Origin of the sequence: Sphingomonas panni (assembly GCF_022664435.1) — a bacterium.
Classification (GTDB): Bacteria; Pseudomonadota; Alphaproteobacteria; order Sphingomonadales; family Sphingomonadaceae; genus Sphingomonas; species Sphingomonas panni.
The window spans coordinates 16,849-41,490 of record NZ_JAKREU010000004.1; the positions used below are offsets into that span (position 1 = coordinate 16,849).

Here is a 24,642-nt window from a genome sequence, read left to right on the forward strand (position 1 = left end):
GACTTTCGACCGTACCCCGGCCTCCCCCGGGGTACGGCTTGAGGTAGGGGAACCGCCCCAATCCAAAGCCGTACCCCCGCGCAGGCGGGGGTCCAGAGCCAGGTAGGCTGACGTTGGCTATCCGGGCCCTGGACCCCTGCCTACGCCGGGGTACGCTTTTGCCACGGGCACCATACCCCGCCGGACCTCTCCCGATCGCACCCCCGCGCCCGATCACCCGACGCACCGCTTGACGTCGCCCCCCGAAGCACCGCAACAGCCCCTATGCTGTCGAAATCCCCGTCCGCCGCTTCACCGGTCCTGCCGCTCGCCAGTGCGCTGGTCGCCGGCGGCATTGCCGCGGCGCTTGTCCTGTGGACGATCGGCAGCGTGCCCGTCGCGATCGGCTTCGTCGCCGCCGCCATCCTGCTGTCGGGCGTGGCGCTCGGCCTGCGCCGCTGGTCCAGCGATAGCGCGGTCGCCGAGCCGGTGATCGACTGGTCGCTGGCGCAGACGCTGGCGGCGGTCAGCCCGCACGCACTGGCGGTGACCGACCGGGCCGGGCGGCTGGTATGCGCGAACGATCGCTATGCCACGCTGTTCGGCGGCTATCCCACCCCGCCCGGCGTGCTGGGCGACGGCGTCGACGGCAGCGCACTGGCCGGCGCGGCGCGTGCCGCCTGGCGCGACGGGGAGGCGAAGGCCACCGTGCGACAGGGCGATGCCCCGCTGATCGCGACGCTCACCCGCGCCGGCGAAGCGATGCTCGTCTGGCGGTTCGAGGGCGGGCAGGCCATTGCGGAAGCGGTGACGATGCGCGCGATGATCGCGGGGGATGCCGGCGAGCGGCTGGGCAATGCCGGCGTCATGGTCGCCCTGCTCAGCGCCGATGGCCGCATCCGTGCCGCCAACCGCGTGTTCCGCGCCCGCGCCGTCGGGAACGAGGACGCCGCGATCGAAGGCCGCGATTTCGCCCGCTTCCTCGTCACCGACAGCAGGGGTCGGGTCCGCTTCGACCGCGAAGGGCTGGGCGGCGACCCCTTGCGCATCGTGCAGGTGCCATTCGTCGACGATCCCGCCGGCCCGATGCTGGTCGCGATGCTGGACGAGGAAGAGGCACCCGTCGGCCTGATGCCGATCGCCGCACCGGGATCGGCCGCGCAGGTCCGCGCGCTCGTCTCGCTGTTGCCGGTCGGCATGGCGCTGGTCGACCGCGACGGGCGCTTCCTGCACATGAACGACGCCTTCATCCGCGCGACCGGAGTCAACCCGGTCGCGCCGCCGCTCTATCCGGGCGACCTGGTCGTGCGCGAGGACAAGGCCGCGCTCGCCGATGCCGTCCGCCGCTTCGCCGGCGGCGCGCAGCACAGCGCCGACATGGCCGTCCGCCTCAACGACCGGTCGGAAGAGCCGGTCGCGCTCTCGATCGCCGGCGCGCGCGGGCTGGGTGAGGCCGCCGTCGTCCTGTCGCTGCGCGACACGGGCGAGGAGGGCAAGCTGAAGCGACAGGTGGCGCAGGCGACCAAGATGCAGGCGGTCGGCCAGCTGGCCGGCGGCGTCGCGCACGACTTCAACAACATCCTGACCGCGATCATCGGCCATTGCGACCTGATGCTGATGCGCCATTCGCCCGGCGACAGCGATTACGACGATATCCAGCAGATTCGCGCCAATTCGAACCGTGCGGCGAGTCTGACCCGCCAGCTCCTCGCCTTCTCGCGCCAGCAGACGCTCCGGCCGCAGGTGCTTCAGCTGCCCGACGTGATTTCGGAGGTGTCGAACCTGCTCAAGCGCCTGCTCGGCGAAACGGTGCAACTGGTCGTCAACCACGGGCGCGGCCTCGGCTCGGTCCGCGCCGATCCGGGACAACTCGAACAGGTCGTCGTCAACCTCGCGGTCAATGCCCGCGACGCGATGCTCTCGCAGGGCGGCAACCGCAACGTGCTGACCATCGAGACGCTGGCGACCAGCGCGCAGGAAGTGCGCGCGATGGACGACGACGTGCTGCCGGTCGGCGATTATGTGACGCTCAAGATATCCGACACCGGCACCGGCATTCCCGCCGACGTGCTGCCCAAGATCTTCGAACCCTTTTTCACGACCAAGGAAGTGGGCAAGGGCACCGGCCTCGGCCTGTCGACCGTCTATGGCATCATCAAGCAGTCGGGCGGCTACATCTTCGCCGAATCGCGCCCCGGGCAGGGGTCGACCTTCGTCATTCACCTGCCGGTCCATGCCGCCGCCGCCGAACCGCCGCGCCTCGGCACCAATCCGAAGCTGAAGAGCGAGCCGGCCGAACCCGCCTGGGGATCGGGCACGATCCTGCTGGTCGAGGACGAGGACATGGTCCGCGCCATCGCCGAACGCGCGCTGACGCGGCAGGGCTATACCGTCATGACCGCCGAACATGGCGAAGCGGCGCTCGAACTGCTCGCCGACCGGCCGCATATCGACCTGTTGATCTCCGACGTGGTCATGCCGACGATGGACGGCCCGACGATGGTCGGCCATGTCCGCAAAGTCTATCCGACGCTGCCGATCCTGTTCATGTCGGGCTATGCCGAGGAACAGTTGCGCCGGTCGATTGATCTGGATCAGGTTTCCTTCCTGCCGAAACCCTTTTCGGTGCAACAACTGGCGACGGCGGCGCGCGATGCGCTGGCAAAGTCCTGACGCTTCGACGAAATCGGTTGCGGTGTTCCCGCTTTGACCGCTAAGGACCGGGGCGTATGACGTCGCCTGCCCGTATCCTCCTTGTCGAGGACGAACCCCTGATCGCCATGATGCTCGAGGATTTCCTCGACATGCTGGGCCGCACCGTAGCCGGAACGGCCGACAGCGTGGCGTCGGCCGTGTCGGCGATCGAGCGGGGCGGCGTCGACGGCGCGATCCTCGACGTCCATCTGCGCGGCGGGGAAAAGAGCTGGCCGGTCGCGGACAAGCTGGCCGCGGCGGGCATCCCCTTCGTGCTGGCGACCGGCGGATCGGGCGACACGATCGAACCCGCCCACCGCGATCGCCCGGTCCTGTCGAAGCCATTCACGATGGACGCGGTCGAAAAGGCGCTGAACGACCTGGGGTAAGGCGGGCGGCGCCGGAACGGTGCCGATAGTCGATTGACAGGATCGGACGATCGGGTGAGCATGTACGTCATGCTGTTGCCGATCCTCCTTGCGGTCGCTCAGACGACCACCCCGCCGCCCGCTCCCGTAGAGGAGATCGTCGTCGTCGGCCACCGTGCGACCGACGCGCTTGCCGCCTGCATCGCGCGCCAATGTCCGCCGGCCGAGGATGTCGAAGCCTCTCTACAGGCGTCGGTCGAACAATTTACGGCCGGCCGCTATGCGGCGGCGCGGCAAACGTTGCAGCGTTCGATCCGCCGTAATCGCGCTTATGCAGAGCAACTGCCCGGCCCGGTGTCTAGCTTGTACGCGACCCTTGCGACCGTGGCCGAGCATGAGGGTGACAGCAACCTGTGGAAGACCGCGGCGCGAACCAATGTCGAACTTCTGCGCCGCCATGTCGGACCGAGCGTGCCCGGCACCCTGTTGGAAGAGATAAGCTTTGCCGATGCATTGATGGGTACAGGCAACCTGTCCACTGCGTCCGACAATCTGGCCAAAGTCGAACGGCTTGCATTGGAGGCGGGGCACCCCGGGATTGCGGCCGGTGCCGCATATCGTCGGGCATGGCTGGCCTTTGCCCAGCGGGACGACGGACGTGCTGCGAAACTCGCCGACCATTCGGTTGCGATTGCCGGGCCTGCCAAGGCGGATTTTGCCCGCCTGCGCGATGTCCTGAAAAGCCGAATCGCCCTGCGAAAGGGCGACTCCGGTGCAATCGACGCGCTGGTGGCCAGTATCCCACGGGACGATTCGCAGCGCCCGACCTTGCTGTTTTCCCAGCCGGTCGAGGATTTGAACGTGGATACCGACATCGTAACGAACGGCTGGAATGATTCCGGCATCCGGTTCGCCGATGTCGGTTACTGGATTCGACCCGACGGGCGAACCGATGGTGCGGAGATACTGCAAGGTTCGGGTCTTGGCCAATGGGAAGGCGCCGTTCTGCGACAGGTATCCACGCGCCGCTATGCCAGCCTCACGGTTCCGGCAGGAACTCCAGGCATTTATCGGGTTGACCGGTTCACCATCCGCGCGACGATGGGCACTCCGACCGGATCGCGCATCAAGCAGCGGATGGGCCGGCTGACGACTCACATCATCGATCTGACCGAAACCGAAGCGATGACCGCGGCGCAAAAGCGACGTGTCGCAGAGGCGACCGCGACGTCCAGCTAAGGCAATGGTTCGGAAACGCTTCGATCCTCGGGCGACCCTCAGCCCTCGACTCGTTCCTCAAACAGCCACGCCCGTGCCTCGTCCTTGTCGGTAAAGAACCGGAACTCGGCATGGTCGAGATTGGCGCGTTCCGCCTGTAATTTGGCCAGGACGCGGCCGGTATAGACCGCGACCCGGCGGGAGCGGACGGCGGGGTTCTTCATCATCTCGACAAAGCCGGCGACGACCTCCTGGCGCTGCACCGTGGCATCGCTGTAATCGCACAGGCTGACCGGCGCGCGGCCGGTCGCGCGTACCTGGATGATCGCCTTGGCCAGGGCCGCCGAGAAATCGTCGAGCAGGTCGGGGGTCCAGAATCCACGGATGCACGTCTCGACACAGCCGCGTTCGAGGTCGACCGTTACGCTGAACATTGAGCAGGCCTCTATTTGCCACGGCCTGCCTATCGCCGCCCGGTTAACGAAGGATGGAACGCTTGGCCGCTGGCCGAACCGGCGTTGCGTCGACTCTGCGGTATACGTTACGTTCGAGCAATGATGATATCCTTGCTCGCCGCCCTGATCGCCGTCACCGCCGGCCCGGCCGAAGAGGATTTCGACCCGACGACCATCAGTGAGGTCGATGCGCTGCAATGCAGGCTCGACGTGCCGAGCTATAACGGCTTCGCCTTCGCCATCACCGGCGAGGAACAGATCGCACGCAAGCGGGGCTGGCGGAAGGTCGCGGGCGGCAATCCGATGCTCGACGAATATGAACTGCCCGCGCCGATCGCGGTCGCCGGCAAATGGTCGACCCGGCGCATCGCCTTTTCGTCGTCGGGCATCGTCGCGATCCTCGACGTGGCCGATCCGGCGATGGTAGCCAGGGAGGAGGGGATCGCGAACGCCGCCGATGCGGAGGCGATGTACAAGGAACTGGGCATCGCCCCGCCGGCAGACGGTTTTCGCAAGTTCCTGGGCGAAAAGGTGATCGTCGACCGGACCGTGCCCGCGAGCGCCGACGATCCCTTCGGCAGTCACGTCACCATCGCCCGTTCGATCAGCAATGTCAGCACACTGCCGGGCAAGACGCTCTATGGCTGTTCCTATCGCATGGAATTGCTGGGCAAGGACGGCAGGCCGCTCTGATACCGCGTGCATGTTCCGCCCGCGCGCCCCTTGCGGAACAGGAACAAAACGAATACATGCAAATCCAACAAGGCGCGTTGAACCCTCGGCGCGGTTGCTCTACGCGAAAGGCTGGACATGGCGGCAAATCTGAAGGCGGTCGATAGCAAGATGGCGGCAGCGAACGACAAGGCGGCGGGCGAACGGCAAAAGGCGCTCGACGCCGCGCTGGCGCAGATCGACCGGGCATTCGGCAAGGGTTCGGCGATGAAGCTGGGCCAGAAGGAAGCGATGCAGGTCGAGGCGATCTCGACCGGATCGCTCGGCCTCGACATCGCCCTTGGCGTCGGCGGCCTGCCACGCGGGCGCGTGATCGAAGTGTACGGGCCGGAAAGCTCGGGGAAAACGACGCTCGCGCTGCACGTCATCGCCGAGGCGCAGAAGAATGGCGGCACCGCCGCGTTCGTCGACGCCGAACACGCGCTCGACCCGGTCTATGCGAAGAAGCTGGGCGTCAACATCGACGAACTGATCGTGTCGCAGCCCGATACCGGCGAACAGGCGCTGGAAATCACCGACACGCTGGTCCGTTCGAACGCGATCGACGTGCTGGTGGTCGATTCGGTCGCCGCGCTGGTGCCGCGCGCCGAAATCGAGGGCGAGATGGGCGACAGCCATGTCGGCCTGCAGGCGCGTCTGATGTCGCAGTCGCTTCGCAAGCTGACCGGTTCGATCAGCCGCTCGCGCTGCATGGTGATCTTCATCAACCAGCTGCGCATGAAGATCGGCGTGATGTACGGCAATCCGGAAACGACGACCGGCGGCAACGCACTGAAATTCTACGCGTCGGTCCGGCTCGACATCCGTCGCACCGGGCAGATCAAGGATCGCGACGAGATCATCGGCAACGCCACTCGCGTGAAGGTGGTGAAGAACAAGGTCGCCCCGCCGTTCAAGCAGGTCGAATTCGACATCATGTACGGACAGGGCATTTCGAAGATCGGCGAGATCCTCGATTTGGGCGTGAAGGCCGGCCTCGTCGAGAAGTCGGGCGCGTGGTTCAGCTATGACAGCGTGCGGATCGGGCAGGGACGGGAAAATGCCAAGACCTTCCTGACTGAGCATCCCGAACTGCGCGACAAGCTGGAGGCATCGATCCGGCAGCGGACCGAAAAGGTCGCCGAAGAGATGATGACCGGCCCCGATGCCGAGGACGGCGACGACGACATGTAAACCAACATCGGGCGGCCAACGTGCCGCCCGATTGCCGTCTGGGGCAGTTCAAGCTGCTGTAAAATAGCAATCTTTTTGCAGGGGCGGGGTCGCCGCAAACATAGGAAACCCGCAACCTTCGCCAACTTCCGCGCCGGACGTCGCCCGATCCCCTGCAACCGATCGCGCCCTGTCGCATTGCGTCCTCAATGCTCCGCAACGCCTTGGGAATTCACCGATGATCGTCGTCCACCACCTCGAAAATTCCCGGTCGCAGCGGGTGCTCTGGCTGCTGGAGGAACTGGGCCTTCCCTATGCGGTGAAGCGCTATGAGCGGAACAAGGCGACGATGCTGGCGCCGCCCGAACTGCGCCGTGTCCACCCGCTCGGCAAGTCGCCGGTGATCGAGGACAGCGACGCCGGCGCGGCCGGCGGATCGCTGGTCGTCGCCGAAACCGGGGCGATCGTCGAATATCTGGTCGAAAAGGCCGATGGCAGGCTGGGGATGCCCGCGCATCGCCGCAACGCGCTGCACTATCGCCATTTCCTGCATTATGCCGAAGGATCGCTGATGCCCCCGCTGCTGGTCAAGTTGGTGCTCGGCCGGGTGCCGCTGCTGGGCAAGGCCGCGCAGAAGAAGGTGCAGCCGATGATCGACGTCCATCTCGACTATGTCGAATCGCACCTTGCCAGCCATGACTGGTTCGCGGGGGAGGCAATGACCGCCGCCGACGTCATGATGAGCTTTCCGCTGGAGGCGGCACGCAATCGCGCCGGCCTCGACGCATCGCGCCCGCACATCATCGCCTGGCTCGACCGAATCCACGCCCGCCCGGCCTATCGCGCCGCGCTCGCGGCCGGCGGCGCCTATGCCTATGCCTGACGGATCGGTGGCAGGATCGCGGGCGTCGGCTGGCGATCCTGCAGCCCGGTAGCGGGAGCTGGAGAAGCGCCTATCGGGTGGGGGCGGCGGGTTTGGGCGGCAATTTGATGTGCAACTCCCGCCTTGGAAAATCGATGGCATAGCCGGGAAACAGGTTCAGCAGATCGCTGCCGAGGAGGATCGACGGTACCGCATTGCCGTCGTCGGCGATCATCACCGGTACGTTCGACAAGGCGATCCGCCCGATCGACAGCTTGCCGATCCGGGCACTGCGGATTTTCTGCCCCCCGGCGGACGCCCCGCGTATCTCGCCGCCATCGCCCAGGCGCGGATCATTCTCGCCCCAGCCCAGCAGGCGAAGCGCGGCCGCATTGGCGACGGTCACCGCCGCGCCGCTGTCGATCACCGCCGGTATCCGAACGCCGTCGAGCGTCAGCGGGACCGCGACGAACCCCTCCGGCGTCGCCTGTCCGGCGATGGTCGCATATCCCGGTCCGGCCGGGCCGGAGGGCAGCGCGGCGATGGTCCGGGTTGATCGGTCGACCAGCAACCGGCGATTGCCGAAGAACTCCATGCCGATGATGCCGCGGGCCTCGGTGTCGCCGCTGTTGGTCAGTTCGACCAGCGCGACGCGCCCGGCATCGATCAGCGCATTGGTCATCCGCTCGACCGGGTACAGCCGGGCGGCGGCGGTCGCGGTCGCGCCCGTCACCTGCATCCTGTGGGGCAGGGGTTTCAGCTTCAGCTCCTCGGCCAGTGCGCGGGTCAGCAGGCTGGTCTGGGCGGCGGTGTCGACCACCATCGGGAACGGTCCGTGCCCGTTGATAGCGACGGTCATCACCGGCCGCCCACGGCTGTCGTGCTGCAGCGGCACTTCGGCGGGGGCGGCGGCGTACAGGGCAATGACGGGCAACAGCAACGGCATGTCAGGATTCCTCAGCGAAGCTTGCGACCATGGACGTCCCACACCTCCGCCGGGGCCAGCCCCAGGGCGCGGATCGATGGTTCGATCGATGTCAGGTCGCCGATCACGACCCAGGTCATGGCATCGGGCCGGAACAGGCGGGCGGCCAGCGCCTGTACCGCTTGCGGCGTCACCGCGTTCAACCGCTGCTCCGCGGTGGTCGCACGGTCATAGGGCAGGCGATAGGTGCCCGACGTCACCAGCGCGTTCAGGAACGCATCGTTGCGATTGAACCGCAGCGCGGCGGTGCGGATCATCGCCGTGCGGTGCACGTCCAGTTCGGCGGCGGTGATCGGGCGGCGGGCGGCGAGGTCGGCAAATTCGCGGCGCAGTTCGGACAGGCTTTCCGCGGTACGATCGGCCTGGACGGTGCCCTGCGCGACGAACAGCCGGTTGCCGATCGGGGCGTCGTCGATCCCGCCGCCAAAGCCATAGGTCCAGCCCTTTGCCTGACGCAGATTGGCGTTCAGCCGGCCGCTGCCGATATCGGCCACCGCGGCGGCGGCGAGGGTTTCGGCGGCATTCAGCGCCGGGTCGAACGGGGGCAGGACCGTGCCGACAGCGATGCTGCTCTGCGCCGCGCCGGGCGCGTCGACCAGGATCAGGCGCGGCGGGGCGGATGCGACCGAAAGCGTCGTAGGCGGTGGCGGCGGCGCGGCGGATCGCCAGTCGCCGAAATAACGCTCGGCCAGCGTCTTCGCCTGTTCGGGGGCGACGTCGCCGACCAGGAACAGCGTCGTGCCGGCCGGGACGATATGCCGCTGCTGAAACGCCACCAGCGCGGCGCGGGTGACGCTGTCCTGCGCGGTCGGCAACGTAGCGCGCGGATCGCCCGCGCCCCGGACCGCGCGCTGCAACAGCGGCACCGCCGCCTCGCTGGGGTTGCGGTCATAGCCATCGGCGGCACTGCGCATGGCGGCATTCGCGTCGGCCACCGCCGCCTGCGGATAGGTCGGCCGCCGCAGGATGTCGGCGACGAGCGCGAAGGACGGAGCAAGGCGGTCGCGCGCGACGCTCCAGTTCACGCCGCTGGCCCATTCGCCGGCACCGCTGCTCAGCTGGATACCCAGCTGGGAAAGGCTCCGCTCGACCGATTCTCCGCTGGCGGCATGCGCGTCCTTGCCGAGCAGGTCGAACGCCCGCGCCGCAACGGCGGGGGGCGTGTTCGGGTCGGTCGCGGTGCCGGTCGGGAATTGCAGGCGCAGGTCGACCATCGCCACGCCGGGGCGCCGTGCGACCACCAGCGTCATGCCGTTGGCGAGCGTCGTGGTGGTGACGGTCGGAAAGGCGATGGCCGTCTTGAATGCGCCGGGCGACGGCATGGCGCTGCGGTCGACATCGGGGCCGGGCGCGCGGGGTGCCGGCGTCGGTACGGTCTCCAGCTCGTAATAGGGTTTGCGGAGCCACCGGGCGGCGACCGCGCGGACCTCGTCGGGGCGGGCGGCGTTGATCCAGTCGCGCTGCCGCAGGAAATAGGCCGGATCGCCCTGCGCGACCTGTCCTTCGCCCAACCAGTTGCCGGTTGCGCCATTGTCCTCCAGCGCGCGCAGCAGCACGGAGTCGGTCGCCGCGATGATGCTGCGCAGCCGTTCGGGCGGCGGCCCCTGCTCGGCATAGACGGCGATCGCGGCGTCGAGCGCGTCGCGGGCGCGGTCCACCGACACGCCGGGGGCGACGTCCATCGCGACGCGCAGCACGCTGCCCAGTTCGCTTTCGCTGACGGTCGCGGTGACGTTCGTCGCGACACCCGCCTCGGCGACTAGCGCCTTGACCAGCGGTGCATCGGGTGTTCCCGTCATCGCCCGCGCCGCCAGCAGCAGCAAGGTGGAGTCGCGGCCGGAATCACTGGCGACCGGCCAGCTGCGCGCGATGCTGGTCTTGCCGAATTCACCATAGAGGCGGTCGCGTCGGTTGGCCGTCAGCGACGGCACCCATTGCAGCGGCCGGCTGATCGGCGTGCCCGCGCGGATGCCGCCGAAATAGCGGGTGATCTTTTCGCGCGCGGTCGCGGCATCGATATCGCCCGACAGGACGATCACGGCATTGCCGGCACCGTAATGGCTCTGGAACCACTGCTTCACGTCGTCGAGCGTCGCGCCCTCGATATCGGCGGTCGAGCCGATGGTCGGGTGGGCATAAGGATGGTCGGCGGGATAGAAGGCGGTGAGGAAATGCCGCCACGCCATTTCCTCCGGCCGCAATTCGCCCTGCCGCTTTTCGTTCAGCACGACGCGGCGCTGTTCGTCGAGCAACGCCTGCGTAATGCCGCCGTCCAGATAGCCCATCCGGTCGGATTCGAGCCACAGCGCCGAATCGAGTGCGTTGGTCGGCACGGTTTCGAAATAGGCGGTATGGTCGGTCCGGGTAACGCCGTTCGCGCCGATCGCGCCGATCTGTTTCAACGCGGCCATATATTCCTGCGGCCGGTGGGCGGTGCTCTGGAACATCAGATGTTCGAACAGATGCGCGAAACCGGTCTTGCTCGGCGGTTCGTCGCGCGAACCGGTGCGGTACCAGATGCCGACGAAGACCGATGGGCTGCTATGATCGGTCCGCACGATCGCGGTCAGCCCGTTGGGCAGGGTAAAGCGGTCGAACGGCACCTCGGTGCCCTTGGACGCCACGGGCACCGGCTTCGTCTGCGCCACCACCGCCGTACCGGACAGCAGCGCCGCACCGGCCAGCAACAGGGCAAAGGTAACGCGGTTCGAAGCTTTCACGATGCAGATCCCATGTGGCGCGATGCCGAGGATCGTCAGGAACCACGACTTGCTTGCATCAGCCTTGCAGATGGTGCGACCGCCACGACCGACATGGCGTCGCGGAAGCGGCACGGCAGCAAGGTTGGTGCAAGGCTGTACGCCTAGATTTTCGTTCGACGACAGGATGAAAGGGGCTGGGTTCAGCGCGGATGGGTGAACGATCGGACGGGCTGCTGCACCGGCGGCTCGACATGCTGGCGGATCGGGGGCGCAGCGCGCTGGTCGCGGCGGGGCGTCGCGACGCGATGGTCGGCGCGTTGCCGGTCGCCGCCGCGGCTGCGATCCCGGCGCCGGCGCTGTTGGTGTTGCTGGCATTCGTCACCCCGCTCGCGGTCGTGCCCGCGCTGTCGATCGCCGTGCTGGTCCCTCTCATCGTCCTCGCCGCCGTAGCCTGTGCGCGGATCGCACGGCTGCGTGCCGATCGCGGCGCGTCGCTGGCGCTGATCGATGGTGCGGCGGGGATGAAGGACCGGGCGGCCACGACCGCCGAGTTCCTCGACGCGCCGCGTGACCCCTTCCGGGCAGCCGCTCTGGCCGAGGCTGCGCCATGGCTCGACCGCGCGGCGGCCGTCGGGATATCCGTGCAGGAGGCGACGCGATCCGATATCCGGCGGACGCTGGCGATGCTGGCCGCTGCGCTGCTGCTGCTGATCGCCGCCATGTTGGTGCGTCCGGCCATGACGGAGGCCAGCGCCGGGCCGGTGGCAACGACGTTGCGGCATGTTGCGGTCGCAATCGGGCTGTCGCGGGATGCGCCGACGAACGCTGCGGCGCGCGGTGGGGCGGCAGCGTCCGGCCCGAACGGCGCGCTGCGCAACGCTGCGCCTGCCGGGCCGGGGGGGGCTTCAGGCATGACTGGCGCGCATCCCGCCGGATCGCTTGCGGGCGGGGTCGCCGACCGTGCCGCCGCGCCGGGCGGATCGAATGCCGTTTCCAGCCCGTCCGAGGGCGATGCGGGATCGGCGTCGCTGTCCCCGGGCGGGTCCGGTGCGGCCGGCGGGGCCGCATCGGGCGCGATGGCGACCGGCGACGTGCCGCAGGGGCGCGGCGATGCGGCGGAACGTGCACCGGGTGATGCGGCGGATCGCGCGCGCGGCACTGCGATCGGCGCACCCGAAAGCCGTGCCACGCCGGCGATGGGCGGGCAGGGCGGCGCGGGGAGCGCCCTTCCCGGCACCCCTCCCGCAGCACCGCGCGGTGCTGGCGGGCAGGAGGCCCAGCAGGGGTCGGGATCGCGCAGCCGCCAGTCGTCGGGGTCGCAGGCCAATGGCTCGGGCAGCCAGTCGAGCAACAACAACGGCAATCAACAGGGATCGACGCGCGGCAACGGCACGGAGGGCGCGAAGCGCGCGCGCGGATCGACCACGCTGATGCTCGCCGTCCCGATGCAGGACCGGCTGATCGGCACGGTCAATGCCGGTGCGGTCAGCAGCACGACGCGTGCGGCACCGCCACGGACCATGGCGGCCGGGATCGTCGCGGCACAGGATCGCGGTGCCGGTCGGGGGCAGGTCGGGCATATCCGCCACGCCGGACGGTCGGCGCAGGAGGATCGCGTCCTCGAACGCTATTTTCGTCGCACGGGCGTGGACCGGTGAGCGTCGCCGGGCCCAGCTTCGAACAATTGTTCGATCCGGCGTTCCTGCAACGCATCGACGCGCTGCGGTTGCGCATCGCCGCGGCGCAAAAGGGCGGGCGGCTGGCCGATCAGCGCACGGCGGCGCGCGGGCAGGGATCGGACTTTGCCGATTTCAAACCCTATGTCGCGGGGGATGACCTGCGCGCGATCGACTGGAACATCTACCGCCGGCTGAACAAGGCGTTCGTGCGGGTGTTCGAGGAACGGCAGGACCTGCCGGTCTATATCCTGCTCGACCTGTCGGGCAGCATGTTCGTCGAAGCCGCGCCGCGGATCGTACCGGCGATGCAGTCCGTGCTGGCCTTCGCCGCCATCGCGTTGGGTCAGCAGGACGCAGTCACGCTGCTGACCGTTGCCGACCGCATGACCATGGCGGTGAAGGGCGTATCGGGCAAGGGTGCCATTCCGCGCGTCGCACGGCTGCTCGCCGACCAGTCGGCGGCAGGGCGTGGCGCGCTGGCGGCGGCGCTGCGCGAACTGGCGGCGATGCGGCTGCGGCGCGGACTGCTGATCGTCGTATCGGACTTTTTCGACGACGAAGGCATCGAGGCGGTCGTCGACGCGCTGGGCTTGGTGCAGCACCGGATGCTGCTGGTACAGATGACGCGGGCGAGCGATGCCGATCCTGCGTTGCTGGCCGATTTCGACGGCGACGTGACGATCGACGATGGCGAGCGGGACGGCGGTGCGGCGGTGACGGTGTCGCCCGACCTGATCGCGCGCTACCGCGCGGCCTATCGCGCCTTCACCGACCGGCTGCACGGCTTCGCGGGGCGCGAAGGGGCGGCGTTGATCGCGCTGGATGCCGATGGTGACGTGATCGACCAGCTGGTGCCGCACCTGCTGCAGGGTGGCGCGCCGCTATGACCTTTGCGACGTTCGGATGGCCGTTGGTGCTGGCTGGAGCGATTGGGCTGGCGGCGCTGGTCTATGCGTTGCAGCGATTGCGTCCGCAGCGACGGGTAGTGCGGTTGCCCGCCGCGGCTCTCTGGGCGCAGGCGATGCGCGATACGCCGGCACGGGTGCTGGGTGGGCGGTTTCGCCATTGGCCCGCCTTTCTGCTGATCCTCGCCATCGCCCTGTCGCTATGGATCGCCGCCGCGCAACCGCAAGCGGGTCCGGCGGCGGGGTTGGGGCGGCAGTTCTTCTATCTCGACAATAGCGCGCTGCTGACCGGCGGCGGTCGATGGGCGGCGGCGAAGCGGGCGCTGCTCGCCGATGTCCGCGCGGTCGCGGCCGACCGGCGCGAAGTCGTGCTGGGTGATGCGGTCGCCACGCGGCTGCTGCTGCCGGGCGAGTGCGTGTCGCTGCTGTCGCGGCGGCTCGACATGGTGCACCCGGAGGCGCGACCCTCGCGCTTCGCCGATTGGCTGTCGAATGCCGCGGACGTGCAGGTCCGCTATTATGGCGGATCGCCGGTGCGGGACGGCCGGGTGGCCTATGGCTATCTGCCTGATCCGGTGTCGGGGAACCGGGGTATCGTCGCGCTGGGCGTCGAACCGGCCCGCTCGGGCGCGGTGGCGAAGGCCGATCTGTTGGTCGCGGTCGCGGCGGCGAACGGGGCGGTGCCGTCGCCGGCCGACCTGCACTGGACGCTCGACGAACGAGCATTCGATCCGCCCGGACTCAAGCCGTTGGGCGATGGTCGCTATCTGCTGCCCGAGATCGACGCCGCGGGGCAGCGGGTCGGCGTTACCCTGGCGCCGGGCGATGGTTTTGGGGCCGACGATTCAGCGTCGCTGCGCCTGCCCGACCGCAGGCCGTTGCGGGTCGCCCTGCTGGCGGGAACGCCGGCGACGCTCCGCGCGGCGGTGGCCGCCGACGCGTCGCTGACGGTGGTGCCGCTGGCACAGGCGCAGGTTGCGATCGGGGACAACCGCGCGGTTGAACAGGCGAAGCTGCCCGTGCTGGCGATCGCCGACCCGCCCGCCCAGCGACAGGCGTTCGTGTTCGCCGGGCCGGGCGAGGCGGCGCGTGGCGATCTTGCCGCGCGGCTCGACGAACTGGGACTGCGCGAGGTCGATGCCGCCGCGCTGGCCGACGCACTGCGTCGACCGATCGGCGTCGACCTGCGCGATGCGACCGAGCGGCGGGTTGGAATTTGGAGCAGCGTGTTCGCGCCCGACACGCCGTTCGTCGACAGCGCGGCAATGCCGCTGCTGGTCTCGCGCAGCCTCCACTGGCTGGGCGGGACATCGGCATGGCAATCGCACGATCCGGCGGCGTTGACCGACCGCGCCACGACGCTCGCCGCCGCTGCGCCTGCGCCCGGCAAGGTGCAGCCGCTTGACGGGAGGGGATGGCCCGATCTGCCGGTCCTCGGGCTGTTGACGGCGGCGCTGGTGCTGCTCGGCGTCGAATGGTGGCTGGTCCAGCGCGGCAGGATGGCATGAGCGTCACCTTCCTCTTTCCGGTCGCCGCATGGCTGTTCCTGCTGCTGCCGCTGCTGTGGTGGCCGATGCGCGCGCGGCCGCGCTGGGGGCGGCTGGCATGGCGGGCGGCGGTGCTGGCGTGTATCGTCGTCGCGATGATGCAGCCAAGCGTCGTCCGGCGGGTGGGGGCAGGCGAACAGGTGCTGATCCTCGACCAGCGTGAGGCGCTGGGAACATCGGGGCAGGCGGCGGCGCGAGCGGCATTGGCAAAGATAGTGGCGACCCTGCCCGGCGATGCACGCCGCACGCTGATCCAGATCGGCGGGCGGGCGGGGCCTGCCGGCCTGCCGCCCGCCCGGATCGTGACCGACGGGTCGCTGTCGACGGCGTTCGGCGTCGCGCTCGACCGGATCGCGCTGGGGTCGGGCGCGGCGGTGACCTTCATCGGCAACGGCCGGTCGACCGATCCGCATTGGCAGGCGGCGGTCGACGCGTTCGCCGCGCGGGCCATCCCGGTCAACAGCATCGACGTGCCGCTCGCCCCGCGCTCCGCGTTCGTCAGCGACGTTGCGGTCGCGCCGGCCCGGGTCGGCGAGAAACTGCACCTCGACGTGACGGTCGAGGGCGACGGCGGCACGCACCGCCTGACGGTGTTCGAGGGCGAGCGGCGGATCGGTGCCAGCGCGCCGTTCGTCGCCGACGGTCCGACCCGCGTCGCCGTCGATCTTCCCGCCGGTCGCGCGGGCTTCCTGCCGCTGCGCGTGGCGCTCGACGGGCGCGTGCAGTTCGATGCGCTTGCCGCGGCGCAGGACCCGCTGCGGCTGCTATATCTGGGGGAACGGCAGCAGGGTGCGGCGGCCTCGCTCCAGCGGTTGCTCGGACTGGGTATCGCGGTCGATCGGCGTCCTGCGACGGCGGCGTTCGATCCGGCCGACTGGCCTGTGGTGCTGGTGGACGACCTGCCCGCCGCGCGCTTTCCCGTGGCGGCCCAGCAGCGGCTGAACCGCGCGGTCGCACGGCATGGCACCGGGTTGCTCGTGACCGGCGGCATGGCCGCGTTCGGCGCGGGCGGCTATGCACAGGCGCCGCTGGGGGCGGCGCTGCCGGTGACCGCGCGGCAACAGGACCGGCAGATCCGCCCGAGCGTCGCGCTGGCGGTGGTGATCGACAGTTCGGGATCGATGCAGGGTGCGCGGCTCGAACTCGCCAAGCAGGTCGCACGACGGACGGTGGCCAAGCTGACGCCGAACGACTGGGTCGGGGTCGTCGAATTCTATGGCGCACGCCAATGGTCGGTGCCGATGCACCATGCGACCGACCTGGCCGATATCGACCGGTCGATCGCGCGGATGCAGGCACAGGGGGCGAGCGTCCTGTTCCCGGCGTTGCAGGAAGCGTTCTACGGCCTGAAGGACCTCGACGCGCGCTACAAGCATATCCTCGTCCTTTCGGACGGGGGCGTGGCCGAGGATCGCTACCAGCAACTGCTGCGGCATATCGCCGAGAACCGGATCAACATCTCGACGGTGGCGGTCGGCGGGCAGGTCGACGACGAACAGAGCATGGCCGACTGGGCACGGATCGGGCGCGGGCGCTTCTATTCGATTCCCGACGAGTTCAGCCTGGTCGAACTCGACTTCAAACAGCCTCAGACGACGCCCGAACCCGCCTATCGCAGCGGCAGCGTGGAATTGCGGGCGGTGGGGCCGGCGGGCTGGTGGGACGGGCAGGGGCTCACCGCACCACCGCCGCTATCGGCCTATGTCCGCACCCGCGCCCGGCCCGAGGCGACGACCTTGCTGCAGACCGGCGACGGCGATCCGGTCCTCGCGACATGGCAGGTCGGCAGCGGTCGCGTGACCGCGCTGATGACCGAACCGCTGGGCAGCGGCACGGCAAGCTGGCGCAACTGGGGCGATTATGGTCGCTGGCTCGCGCGCGTCGTCGCGATGACCGCGCGCACCCGGTCGGACATGACGGTCGCCGTCAGCCGCCGGTTCGACCGGTTGCGGATTACGGCGCAGCGTAACACGGCGGGGCCGGTGCCGGCGATGTGGCTGGTCGATGCGGCCGGGCGACCGCTGCGCCGGATCGAGGGTGTCGAGGCGCGCACTCCGGGCCTGTTCGAGGCGGAACTCGCCCTGCCGAACCGCCAGCCTGCCCGGATCGAGGTCCGCGACGGTGCGACGGTCGTCCGCGCCGCCGATGCCGCCGCGTCCGACATCCGCGCCGAGGAAGCGATGGCCAGCACGATGGCACTACCGCTCGCCCAGCTGTCGCAGCGGACGGGTGGCTGGCACCGCACCGACCCCGCCGCCGATCCCGGCCCGGCCCGACCCGTTGCCGGGTGGCGCGCGACGGACCTTTGGCCCTGGCTTACGCTGCTGGCGCTTCTCCTCTATCTTGCCGAGGTCGGCTATCGCCGCTGGCCCGCGCGCCACCCAACAGGTGCCCGATGAACGCTTCCCGCTTTCGCAGGCGCGCGCTGTTCGCCTTCGCGCTGTCGACCAGCCTGACCGGCCCCACTCTCGCGGCGGCACGGACCGCGGTGCCCGCTGCCCGGTCCGACGTCGTCGCAGCAGAGGCGTCGTGGCGCGCTGGCGATCCGGCGGGCGCACTGGCCGCACTGGCGACGCGGACCGATCCGGCGGCATCGCTGCTCAAGGCCGAGCTGCTCGACGCGGCGGGGCGCGTCGCCGATGCCGGCGCGCTGTACCGGCAGGTGCTGCCGACCGCCGATCCGGCGCTGCGGCGACGGATCGAACTGCGCCTCGCCATCATCGCCGCGCTACGCCGTCCCGACAGCCTGACCGCCTATGCCGCGCAGCAGCCGCGCGACGCGCAACAGCGGCTGGCCGAACTGCTCGCGCTCCTCGGACGCCCCAAAGCGGCATTGGCGCTCGCGGGAGAGGGCACGACGCTGGCCGCGCGACTGACTGCGGCGCAATGGGCGTTGGCGGCGGGCGACGCGACCGCAGCGAAACAGGCGGCACAGGGCGCGCTGGCGATGGCGACGACCGTGGACGACCAACGCTATGCGCTGGCGCTGCTGGTGGAGGCGTACCGGACCGGTGGCGATCTGGCGGCGGTGCTGCCGTTCCTCGCGCAGCGTCCGCAAGGGCCGGCGGTCGCCCAGGCCATGGTGGATGTGCTGCTCGAACTCGGGCGGACCGCGCCCGCGATCGCGCGCATCGCCCGCTCGACCGACCCGGCGCTCCGAGCACGATTGGGCGGCCTGCTCGACCAGTCGGGCGATCCGGCGGCGGCGCAGGCCGAATATCGCCGCCTGATCGCCGCCGATCCGCGCCAGAGCGATCTGACCGCCCGGCTGGCCGCATCCTATCTGGTGCAGGGACGCGAGGCGGAGGCCGTCGCGACCTATCGCCGGTTCTTTGTCGCCAATCGCGGGCGCGTCGACGTGCTGACCGCCGGGGCGAAGGCGATGATCGCGATGGGATTGCAGGATCAGGCGGTGGCGATGCTGGCGGGCATCGCCACCGATCCGGCGGTCGCCGCCGCGACGCACCTGTTCCTGTTCGAAACCCAGCTCGACCGCGGCGACACGGCACAGGCGCTGGCCGAGCTGGAGGCGGTCCGCCGCGCCGATCCGCGCGGGCTGCTCCTGCTCGATATTGCCGATGGCTATGATCGGCTCGGGCGCCCGGCGGAGGCGCTGGCGCTGCTGCGACAGGTCGAGGGACGGGGCGGTGCTACGGGCTATGACCTTCGCACGCGCCTGGCGCAGCTGGCGGCGGCCACCGGCGACGATGCCGATGCGCTTCGGCGATGGCAGGCATTGTGGGCGGATACCACGCTGCCCGCCCGGCGCAGCGCGATCGAGCGGCAGATCGTGGCGCTGGCGAAGCGGACCGGACAGCTCGAACCGATGGCCCGTGCCCTGTCGACGCGGCTGGACGCGGGAAGGTTGCGCACGGGCGAGATCGACCTGCTGGTCGCGTTGCGGCTGGCGCAGGACGACCGGCAGGCGGCGGCCGATGCGATCCGCCGCTTCGCCGCGCGCAGTGGCGCGGGGGAGGCGGCGGGCCTCGACAGGATGGCGCAACTCTATGCGCGGATGCACGACTATGACCGCCTCGCCACGACGCTCGAACGGCTGATCGCGGTCGATCCGGCCAATCGCGACGCGCATGTCCGGCAGCTGATCCTGACGCGGCTACGGCACGATGCCGGTGCGATCCCCACGGCCGAACGGCAGGCGGAACTCGACGCGCTGATGGCGCAGCTGACCGCCAGCGACAGCCCGGCGTTCCGCGCGACGGTCTATGCGCAAGCCGACCTGAAGCCGCAGGCGATCGAGCAATTGCGCCGCGCATGGACGGCGGCACCGCAGGATGGCGAGGCGCTGGGCCGGCTCGCCGCCGAACTGGCGCGCCAGAACCGGCGGGGCGAGGCGATCGCGCTGCTGCAATATGCGGCCGAGCGGAGCGGCGATGGGCCGGCCTTCGTCGCGGCGATCGACGGGCTGATCGATACGGTCGCCGCCGCCGATCCCGACGATGCCGCCGTCCTGCCGGTCGTCCCCTGGGCGAAGCGGCGCGTGCTGGAACGCATCGCCACGGACGGTGCGATGCCGCGGCTGACCGGGCTGCTTGCCGACATCGCCGCGACCGACGCCGATATCGACCTGCAGCTTCGCGCGACGGAAGCGGGCGTCGCCGGTGCGGGCGAACGGCGCGGCTATGTGCTGCGCGAGCTGGCGACGCTCAGCGGCGGCGGCGTCCGTGACGGCGGCAGCGTGGCGATGATCGGCGATCCGCATCGCAAGCTGGTCTATGCCCGTCGCTTGCTGGCGCTCGGCAAGTCCTTTCCACCCGACCTCTACGCCGATCTGGCGCGCACGTTGCTGGCGCAGGGCGACGAGGCCGGTGCCGAACGCGCCTTTGCGATGATGAGCGGCATGGGCGGGCTGGTGAATGTCGACGAGGCGAAGGGCGATGCCTATGCCGCCGCCGGTCGCCCGCGCCAGGCGCTGGCCAACTATGCCCGGGCGCTGTTGCAGGATCAGGCGAATTTCGATTTGCTGGTCAAGACCGCGATTCTGCACGAACGCGCGGGACAGACGGCGCTTGCCCGCAACTGGTATGGGCGCGGGCTGCGGACGTTGCTGGCGCGTCAGCCTGCCGTGCCGCTTGGCGCGCGCGACGAACGCGGGTTGGACGTGCGGCGCTATTATCCGACATTGGTCGAGGGGCTGTTACTGAATGCGCCGGACGCGATGGCCGGCGACGACACGCTGCTGACCGACCTGAACCGCCGGTTCGAAACGGAGTTGGCGCGGGTCGGGACGGCATCGCCGGCGATCCTGGCGGACTATCCGCGGCTCGCCCTGCTGGCCGATCTGGGGCAGCGTATCGTCGATGCCGGGCAGGGCAATGCCGCGCTCGCCGGATGGGACACAGCGCTCGACCGCCGCTTCGCCGCAGACTCCGCGTATCGACGGGCAGCGACGCTGCACGCCCATCTGACCGGGCGCGCGGCAACGGCATTGCCGGACGCCGCCGACTGGCCGCTTGCCGCGCTCGGCGTGCAGGCGGACGATACCGGCAACGGCGAGCTGGCGTTCATTCTTGCCCTGTCGCGGAACGATGAGGCCGCGGCAACCACGATGCTGGCGGCGGCACTGGCTGAAGAGGAAGCGGCGCGGGCACCGGGCGCGGAAGCGTCCTCGTTCCGTCAGCCGCTCTATCTGCTGCTGGTGGCGGACGCGATGGACCGGTTGCCGCCTGAGCGCTCGCGCGAGCTGATCCTCGCCCCGCTGCAACGCTCGACGGCCCGTGACGCGATCCTGTTCGACCTGTTCCGCGCCGCTCCCGACCGGTTCGAGCGGCTGGAACGGATCGCCGGGGCGAAACTGCTGGCCCCCGACGAGCTGGTCGAGCTGACCATTCGCCAGAACAACCGACCGCTGGGTATCAGCCTGCGCGCGTCGCGCAATGCCACGAGCGGTGGCAGCGAATGGATCGACCGCTTCTCGTCCGACCAGCTGATCGCGCTCTATGACGGCATGGTCGTGCGCCTGGCGCGGGGCGAGGGCGATTCGCAGCTCGGCGATCTCGCGCTCGACGCGGTGTTGCGTCGACCGCTCGACGATGCGCAGCAGCGGCGACTGTCGGCGATCCTGGCGCGCGATATCGCCATCGTGCGCGATCCGCAGGCACGCAGCGGGATGCCGCTGGTCGGTCGCCTGCTGCTGTTCGACACGCCCCCGGCCAACCGGGCCACCGTCCTCGACGCGGCACGGGGCGTTGCGGCCGCCTATCGCGACAGTGCGCTGCTCCCGACGGTGTTGGAACGCTGGTATGCCGGAGACCGGCAGGGGGCGTTCGTCGCGCTGGCGACGCTGGCGGACGGTGCGCGCGCGAACGGGCAACAGGTTGCCCGGATCGACCGCGCGATCGAAACCCGCTTTCCCGATATCGAACGCCAGCAAGTCGATGCGTTCCTCACCGATCCCCACCCCACGTCACAGGCAGCCGCGACCGTTTACCGCCGGTTCGTCGCCGGCGATGCGAAGATCGGGATTGAGCAGCGTCTGGCGCTGACGCGGCGCATGATCGCGCTCGACCCGGCCAATCCCACCTATCGCGAACGGCTGCTCGCGCTGCAGGTCGAACGCGCCGACTGGGCGGCGCTCGCACCGCTGCTTGAGGCACAGGTGCAGGCCGAACCGGACGACCGGACGGCGGCGACGATGCTGGCACTGGTGTATCGGCTGCTCGATGAGGGCGAACGCGCAACGGCGGTCGCCAACGCCGCCGGGGTCGACCCCGACGATCCCGACGCCCTCGCGCAGCTGCTCAACCGTTCCCGCATGCTACAAGGGCGCAGTACCCGTCCTGCCGGCCTGTTCGGCAAGGTGTATGACGCCTATGCCCGCAAATTCCCCGCACAGCCGGCGGTCGTCGCGCTCCTGCGGCGTGAGGGGCGACCGGATATCAGCGGTATGGCCGGTGACGACCGGCAGCTCGCGCCGCTGTTGCAGGTAGATGCGCACGATCCCGCTACGCCCCCCGAAAAGCTGCGGGCGCTGTGGCGGCAGTCGCTCCCGTTGGCGGCGGACGGCGATACCGCGCGCGGACGCCGGGCGCTGGTCCAGACGCTCGCGGCCGGGACGATGGGCAATGGCGCGGCAGCGGCTTTGCTGGCCCGACCGGACATGACGGCCGAACTGCAACGCTATCCCCGCGTCATGGCACCTGCCGATCAGGCGCGGCAGCAACTGCTCTATGCGGTCGGCGCCTATGGTCCGGTACGACAGGGGCAGGGCGCAGCGGCGCTTGCCACCTTGCTCGCCGATCTCCGCAGCGGTCGGGGCGATGCCGATGTGATCCGCCGTCTGGTGGCACTGGCGGATCGCCTGCAGGTACCGCTCGACCAAGGGGATCTGGCGGCACTCGACGCCCGGCTGCGGCGGATGCCGGTGCTGGCGACCGACGACCGGCTCGCGATGGCGCGGCTCTATGCGCTCGCCGGCGACCTGCCGCGTGCGCAGGCATGGCTGACCGCCGCCTTCCTCCAGATGCTCTATCCCGCCGGCCCGCTCGACAATGTCGACGATCTGGTGAAGGCGATGGCACGGACGGTCGCGATCCTCGATGCCTGGCCCGATCGCATGGCAGCGTGCCGTATACACGCGGACCTTGCACATCGGTTCGAAAAGCGGAAACTGGGACCCAATGGGGGCGATCTGCCCGGCTTGCCGTCGTTGGAGGGCTGCAAGACGGGCTAGCCATCGCCGCCGGTACGGGGGAATGCGTAGTGCTGGGGCGGATATTGGCATGGCGACAGTCGATGTTCGCGCAGATGGTGGTGCTGACCGCGATCTTCCTCGGCTGGGGCGCTTATACCTTCGTCGTCCGCCCGCTCGGCGACATTCCACCCGAGGGGCAGCGTCCGGCCCCCCTCGACGCGACGCGGGAACAGCTCCGTCGCACGTTGAACAACTTCATCCTCGCCACCCGGGACGATCCCGCCGCCACCCCGCCGATCGCGGATGACCCATTCCTGCGTCAGGTCGAGGCGCGTAACCCCGGCTTCCGCTACCATATCCGGGCCGGCGACCGGTCCTTCGGCAACGCGCCGCCCGCCTATTTCACCCGGTTCGGCTATGCCACACTGGAACAGGTACATCTACGGATGCGCGATCCCGGGATGTGCAGTCAGGGCGAACGGATCGTTCGCAACGATGGGGCCGAGGATTTCGCGACATTCCGGATGTGCGATACCCTATCCTATTACGAATATCGCGGGCTGCGCCACCCGGTCCCCCTGCCGGAACGGAGACCGCAGGAAATCCGCTTGAAATGGCTCTGGGCGTTCAGCGGCAACTTCCTCCTCGCGGCGGGGGGCGTGTTCCTGATCTTCGCGCTGACGTTCACCCTGCACATGCTGTCGATCCGCCGCGTCGCCAGGCTCGCGCGGTCGATCGACCCGCAGCGGCTGGACACCAGCCTCCCCGAAAAGGGGGTGGTGACGGAGATGCTGCCACTGGTCCGCGCGGTCAACGATCTGATTCGGCAGGTGAATGCGGCACAGGGCCAGGCGACCTTCTTCCTGTCCGCCGCCGCGCATGAGATGCGCACGCCGTTGACCGTGCTGCGGACCCGGCTGGAGTTGATGGAGGAGGGGCAGCTGAAGGAAAAGCTGATCGGCGATGTCCGTCGCCTGACCCGGCTCGTCGATCAGCTGCTGACCTTGATGAGCATCGAAAATCGTCGCGACGTGACCGGCTTCGTCGATCTGGTCGCATCGGCGCGCAAGGTGTTGAGAGGCCGGTCGCCTGTCGCCGAAGGGGCTGGCGTCACGCTGGCGTTCGAACACGCGGTCGAAACGCTGGAAATTCCCGGTGACGCGACGTTGGTGGAATCGGCGATCGCGAACCTGATCGACAATGCGGTGTCCTTCGCGCCGGCGGGCACCGCGGTCGAGGTGAGCGTGGATGCGCGAGGGCAGGTGATCGTGCGCGATCATGGGCACGGCATCGGCCTGGTCGATCCCGACACCCTGTTCGAACCCTTTGTCCGTCCGGTCGCCAGCCGGCGCGGCTATGGTTTGGGCCTGGCGATCGTGGCGGCGATCGTCCGCCTGCATGGCGGAACCGTTCGCGCCTGCAACGCGCACAGCGGCGGCGCGGTTTTCACGATTGCCTTTCGCATTTGAGCATCATCCGGCCTGCGATGACCGGACCAATCGCCATTCCGTTTCGCACTTGCACCCGATAGCGACATAAACAAATCCCCGGGTGCAAGGTTGGTGCAAGGCAGGGCGCGCAGGTTCGCTGCATCAGGATCGACGAGCGCAGGCATTTCAGCGGAAGAACCGCGAAACCGTCCTTCGGCGCGATCGGTCCGGTATCTCGGGGGGTACGGTCATGCAGAAATGGGGTTTGTTGCACGCGTGTTCG

At 69.3% G+C, this 24,642-nt stretch carries 15 protein-coding genes; 12 read left to right on the forward strand and 3 right to left on the reverse strand.

The features are described 5' to 3' along the window. Nucleotides 1-264 precede the first annotated feature (264 nt). From MF609_RS09260 to MF609_RS09270, 3 genes are all read left to right on the forward strand, one after another. Nucleotides 265-2,652: a hybrid sensor histidine kinase/response regulator gene (locus MF609_RS09260; RefSeq protein ID WP_242416033.1), complete on the forward strand. Its 2,388-nt coding sequence runs from the start codon at nucleotides 265-267 to the stop codon at nucleotides 2,650-2,652. A gap of 56 nt (nucleotides 2,653-2,708) precedes the next feature. Beyond that, nucleotides 2,709-3,062, forward strand: a complete 354-nt coding sequence (locus MF609_RS09265; RefSeq protein ID WP_242416034.1) for a response regulator — start codon at nucleotides 2,709-2,711, stop codon at nucleotides 3,060-3,062. A 69-nt stretch (nucleotides 3,063-3,131) separates the two neighbouring features. Further along, entirely contained in the window at nucleotides 3,132-4,280 is a 1,149-nt protein-coding gene (locus MF609_RS09270; protein ID WP_242416035.1) for a hypothetical protein, read from the forward strand. A gap of 38 nt (nucleotides 4,281-4,318) precedes the next feature. Here the strand turns inward: MF609_RS09270 and MF609_RS09275 are convergent, their stop codons facing one another. Then, complete coding sequence (locus MF609_RS09275) at nucleotides 4,319-4,693, reverse strand: STAS/SEC14 domain-containing protein (protein ID WP_242416036.1); 375 nt, start codon at nucleotides 4,691-4,693, stop codon at nucleotides 4,319-4,321. Between the two features lie 120 nt (nucleotides 4,694-4,813). On the opposite strand from MF609_RS09275, the gene MF609_RS09280 reads away from it, so the two are divergent. From MF609_RS09280 to MF609_RS09290, 3 genes are all read left to right on the forward strand, one after another. Then, nucleotides 4,814-5,407 (forward strand): hypothetical protein, encoded by a 594-nt coding sequence (locus MF609_RS09280; RefSeq protein ID WP_242416037.1) that lies wholly within the window; start codon nucleotides 4,814-4,816, stop codon nucleotides 5,405-5,407. Nucleotides 5,408-5,524: 117 nt separating this feature from the next. Next, the gene (recA, locus tag MF609_RS09285) at nucleotides 5,525-6,619 is read left to right on the forward strand and encodes a recombinase RecA (protein WP_198158514.1); all 1,095 of its coding nucleotides are present in this window, start codon (nucleotides 5,525-5,527) and stop codon (nucleotides 6,617-6,619) included. Between the two features lie 217 nt (nucleotides 6,620-6,836). Then, on the forward strand, nucleotides 6,837-7,481 hold the full coding sequence (locus tag MF609_RS09290; protein ID WP_242416038.1) for a glutathione S-transferase family protein: 645 nt from the start codon (nucleotides 6,837-6,839) through the stop codon (nucleotides 7,479-7,481). A 70-nt stretch (nucleotides 7,482-7,551) separates the two neighbouring features. Here MF609_RS09290 and MF609_RS09295 read toward each other — a convergent pair whose 3' ends face one another. Next, nucleotides 7,552-8,406 carry an aspartyl protease family protein gene (locus MF609_RS09295; protein WP_242416039.1) on the reverse strand — a complete coding sequence of 285 codons (855 nt, stop codon included), beginning with the start codon at nucleotides 8,404-8,406 and terminating at the stop codon, nucleotides 7,552-7,554. Nucleotides 8,407-8,417: 11 nt separating this feature from the next. Beyond that, entirely contained in the window at nucleotides 8,418-11,279 is a 2,862-nt protein-coding gene (locus tag MF609_RS09300) for a M16 family metallopeptidase (RefSeq protein ID WP_242416040.1), read from the reverse strand. A 77-nt stretch (nucleotides 11,280-11,356) separates the two neighbouring features. Between MF609_RS09300 and MF609_RS09305 the strand changes: the two genes are divergently transcribed. From MF609_RS09305 to MF609_RS09330, 6 genes are all read left to right on the forward strand, one after another. Continuing rightward, nucleotides 11,357-12,805: a hypothetical protein gene (locus tag MF609_RS09305; protein ID WP_242416041.1), complete on the forward strand. Its 1,449-nt coding sequence runs from the start codon at nucleotides 11,357-11,359 to the stop codon at nucleotides 12,803-12,805. Beyond that, nucleotides 12,802-13,713 (forward strand): DUF58 domain-containing protein, encoded by a 912-nt coding sequence (locus MF609_RS09310; protein WP_242416042.1) that lies wholly within the window; start codon nucleotides 12,802-12,804, stop codon nucleotides 13,711-13,713. The genes MF609_RS09305 and MF609_RS09310 overlap by 4 nt, the downstream gene beginning before the upstream one ends. Continuing rightward, nucleotides 13,710-15,239: a BatA domain-containing protein gene (locus MF609_RS09315; RefSeq protein ID WP_242416043.1), complete on the forward strand. Its 1,530-nt coding sequence runs from the start codon at nucleotides 13,710-13,712 to the stop codon at nucleotides 15,237-15,239. Before MF609_RS09310 ends, MF609_RS09315 begins: the two co-directional genes overlap by 4 nt. Next, on the forward strand, nucleotides 15,236-17,677 hold the full coding sequence (locus MF609_RS09320) for a VWA domain-containing protein (RefSeq protein ID WP_242416044.1): 2,442 nt from the start codon (nucleotides 15,236-15,238) through the stop codon (nucleotides 17,675-17,677). The genes MF609_RS09315 and MF609_RS09320 overlap by 4 nt, the downstream gene beginning before the upstream one ends. Further along, a complete protein-coding gene (locus tag MF609_RS09325; RefSeq protein WP_242416045.1) occupies nucleotides 17,674-22,968 on the forward strand; it encodes a hypothetical protein in 5,295 nt (1,764 codons plus the stop codon). Before MF609_RS09320 ends, MF609_RS09325 begins: the two co-directional genes overlap by 4 nt. Before the next feature lie 62 nt (nucleotides 22,969-23,030). Next, complete coding sequence (locus MF609_RS09330; protein WP_242416046.1) at nucleotides 23,031-24,398, forward strand: sensor histidine kinase; 1,368 nt, start codon at nucleotides 23,031-23,033, stop codon at nucleotides 24,396-24,398. The last annotated feature ends 244 nt before the right edge of the window (nucleotides 24,399-24,642 follow it).

Coding starts and splice junctions, on each gene's coding strand:
- MF609_RS09260 (WP_242416033.1), top strand. CDS start 265: ATGCTGTCGAAATCCCCGTCCGCCGCTTCACCGGTCCTGCCGCTCGCC.
- MF609_RS09265 (WP_242416034.1), top strand. CDS start 2,709: ATGACGTCGCCTGCCCGTATCCTCCTTGTCGAGGACGAACCCCTGATC.
- MF609_RS09270 (WP_242416035.1), top strand. CDS start 3,132: ATGCTGTTGCCGATCCTCCTTGCGGTCGCTCAGACGACCACCCCGCCG.
- MF609_RS09275 (WP_242416036.1), bottom strand. CDS start 4,693: ATGTTCAGCGTAACGGTCGACCTCGAACGCGGCTGTGTCGAGACGTGC.
- MF609_RS09280 (WP_242416037.1), top strand. CDS start 4,814: ATGATGATATCCTTGCTCGCCGCCCTGATCGCCGTCACCGCCGGCCCG.
- recA (WP_198158514.1), top strand. CDS start 5,525: ATGGCGGCAAATCTGAAGGCGGTCGATAGCAAGATGGCGGCAGCGAAC.
- MF609_RS09290 (WP_242416038.1), top strand. CDS start 6,837: ATGATCGTCGTCCACCACCTCGAAAATTCCCGGTCGCAGCGGGTGCTC.
- MF609_RS09295 (WP_242416039.1), bottom strand. CDS start 8,406: ATGCCGTTGCTGTTGCCCGTCATTGCCCTGTACGCCGCCGCCCCCGCC.
- MF609_RS09305 (WP_242416041.1), top strand. CDS start 11,357: ATGGGTGAACGATCGGACGGGCTGCTGCACCGGCGGCTCGACATGCTG.
- MF609_RS09315 (WP_242416043.1), top strand. CDS start 13,710: ATGACCTTTGCGACGTTCGGATGGCCGTTGGTGCTGGCTGGAGCGATT.
- MF609_RS09320 (WP_242416044.1), top strand. CDS start 15,236: ATGAGCGTCACCTTCCTCTTTCCGGTCGCCGCATGGCTGTTCCTGCTG.
- MF609_RS09325 (WP_242416045.1), top strand. CDS start 17,674: ATGAACGCTTCCCGCTTTCGCAGGCGCGCGCTGTTCGCCTTCGCGCTG.
- MF609_RS09330 (WP_242416046.1), top strand. CDS start 23,031: ATGTTCGCGCAGATGGTGGTGCTGACCGCGATCTTCCTCGGCTGGGGC.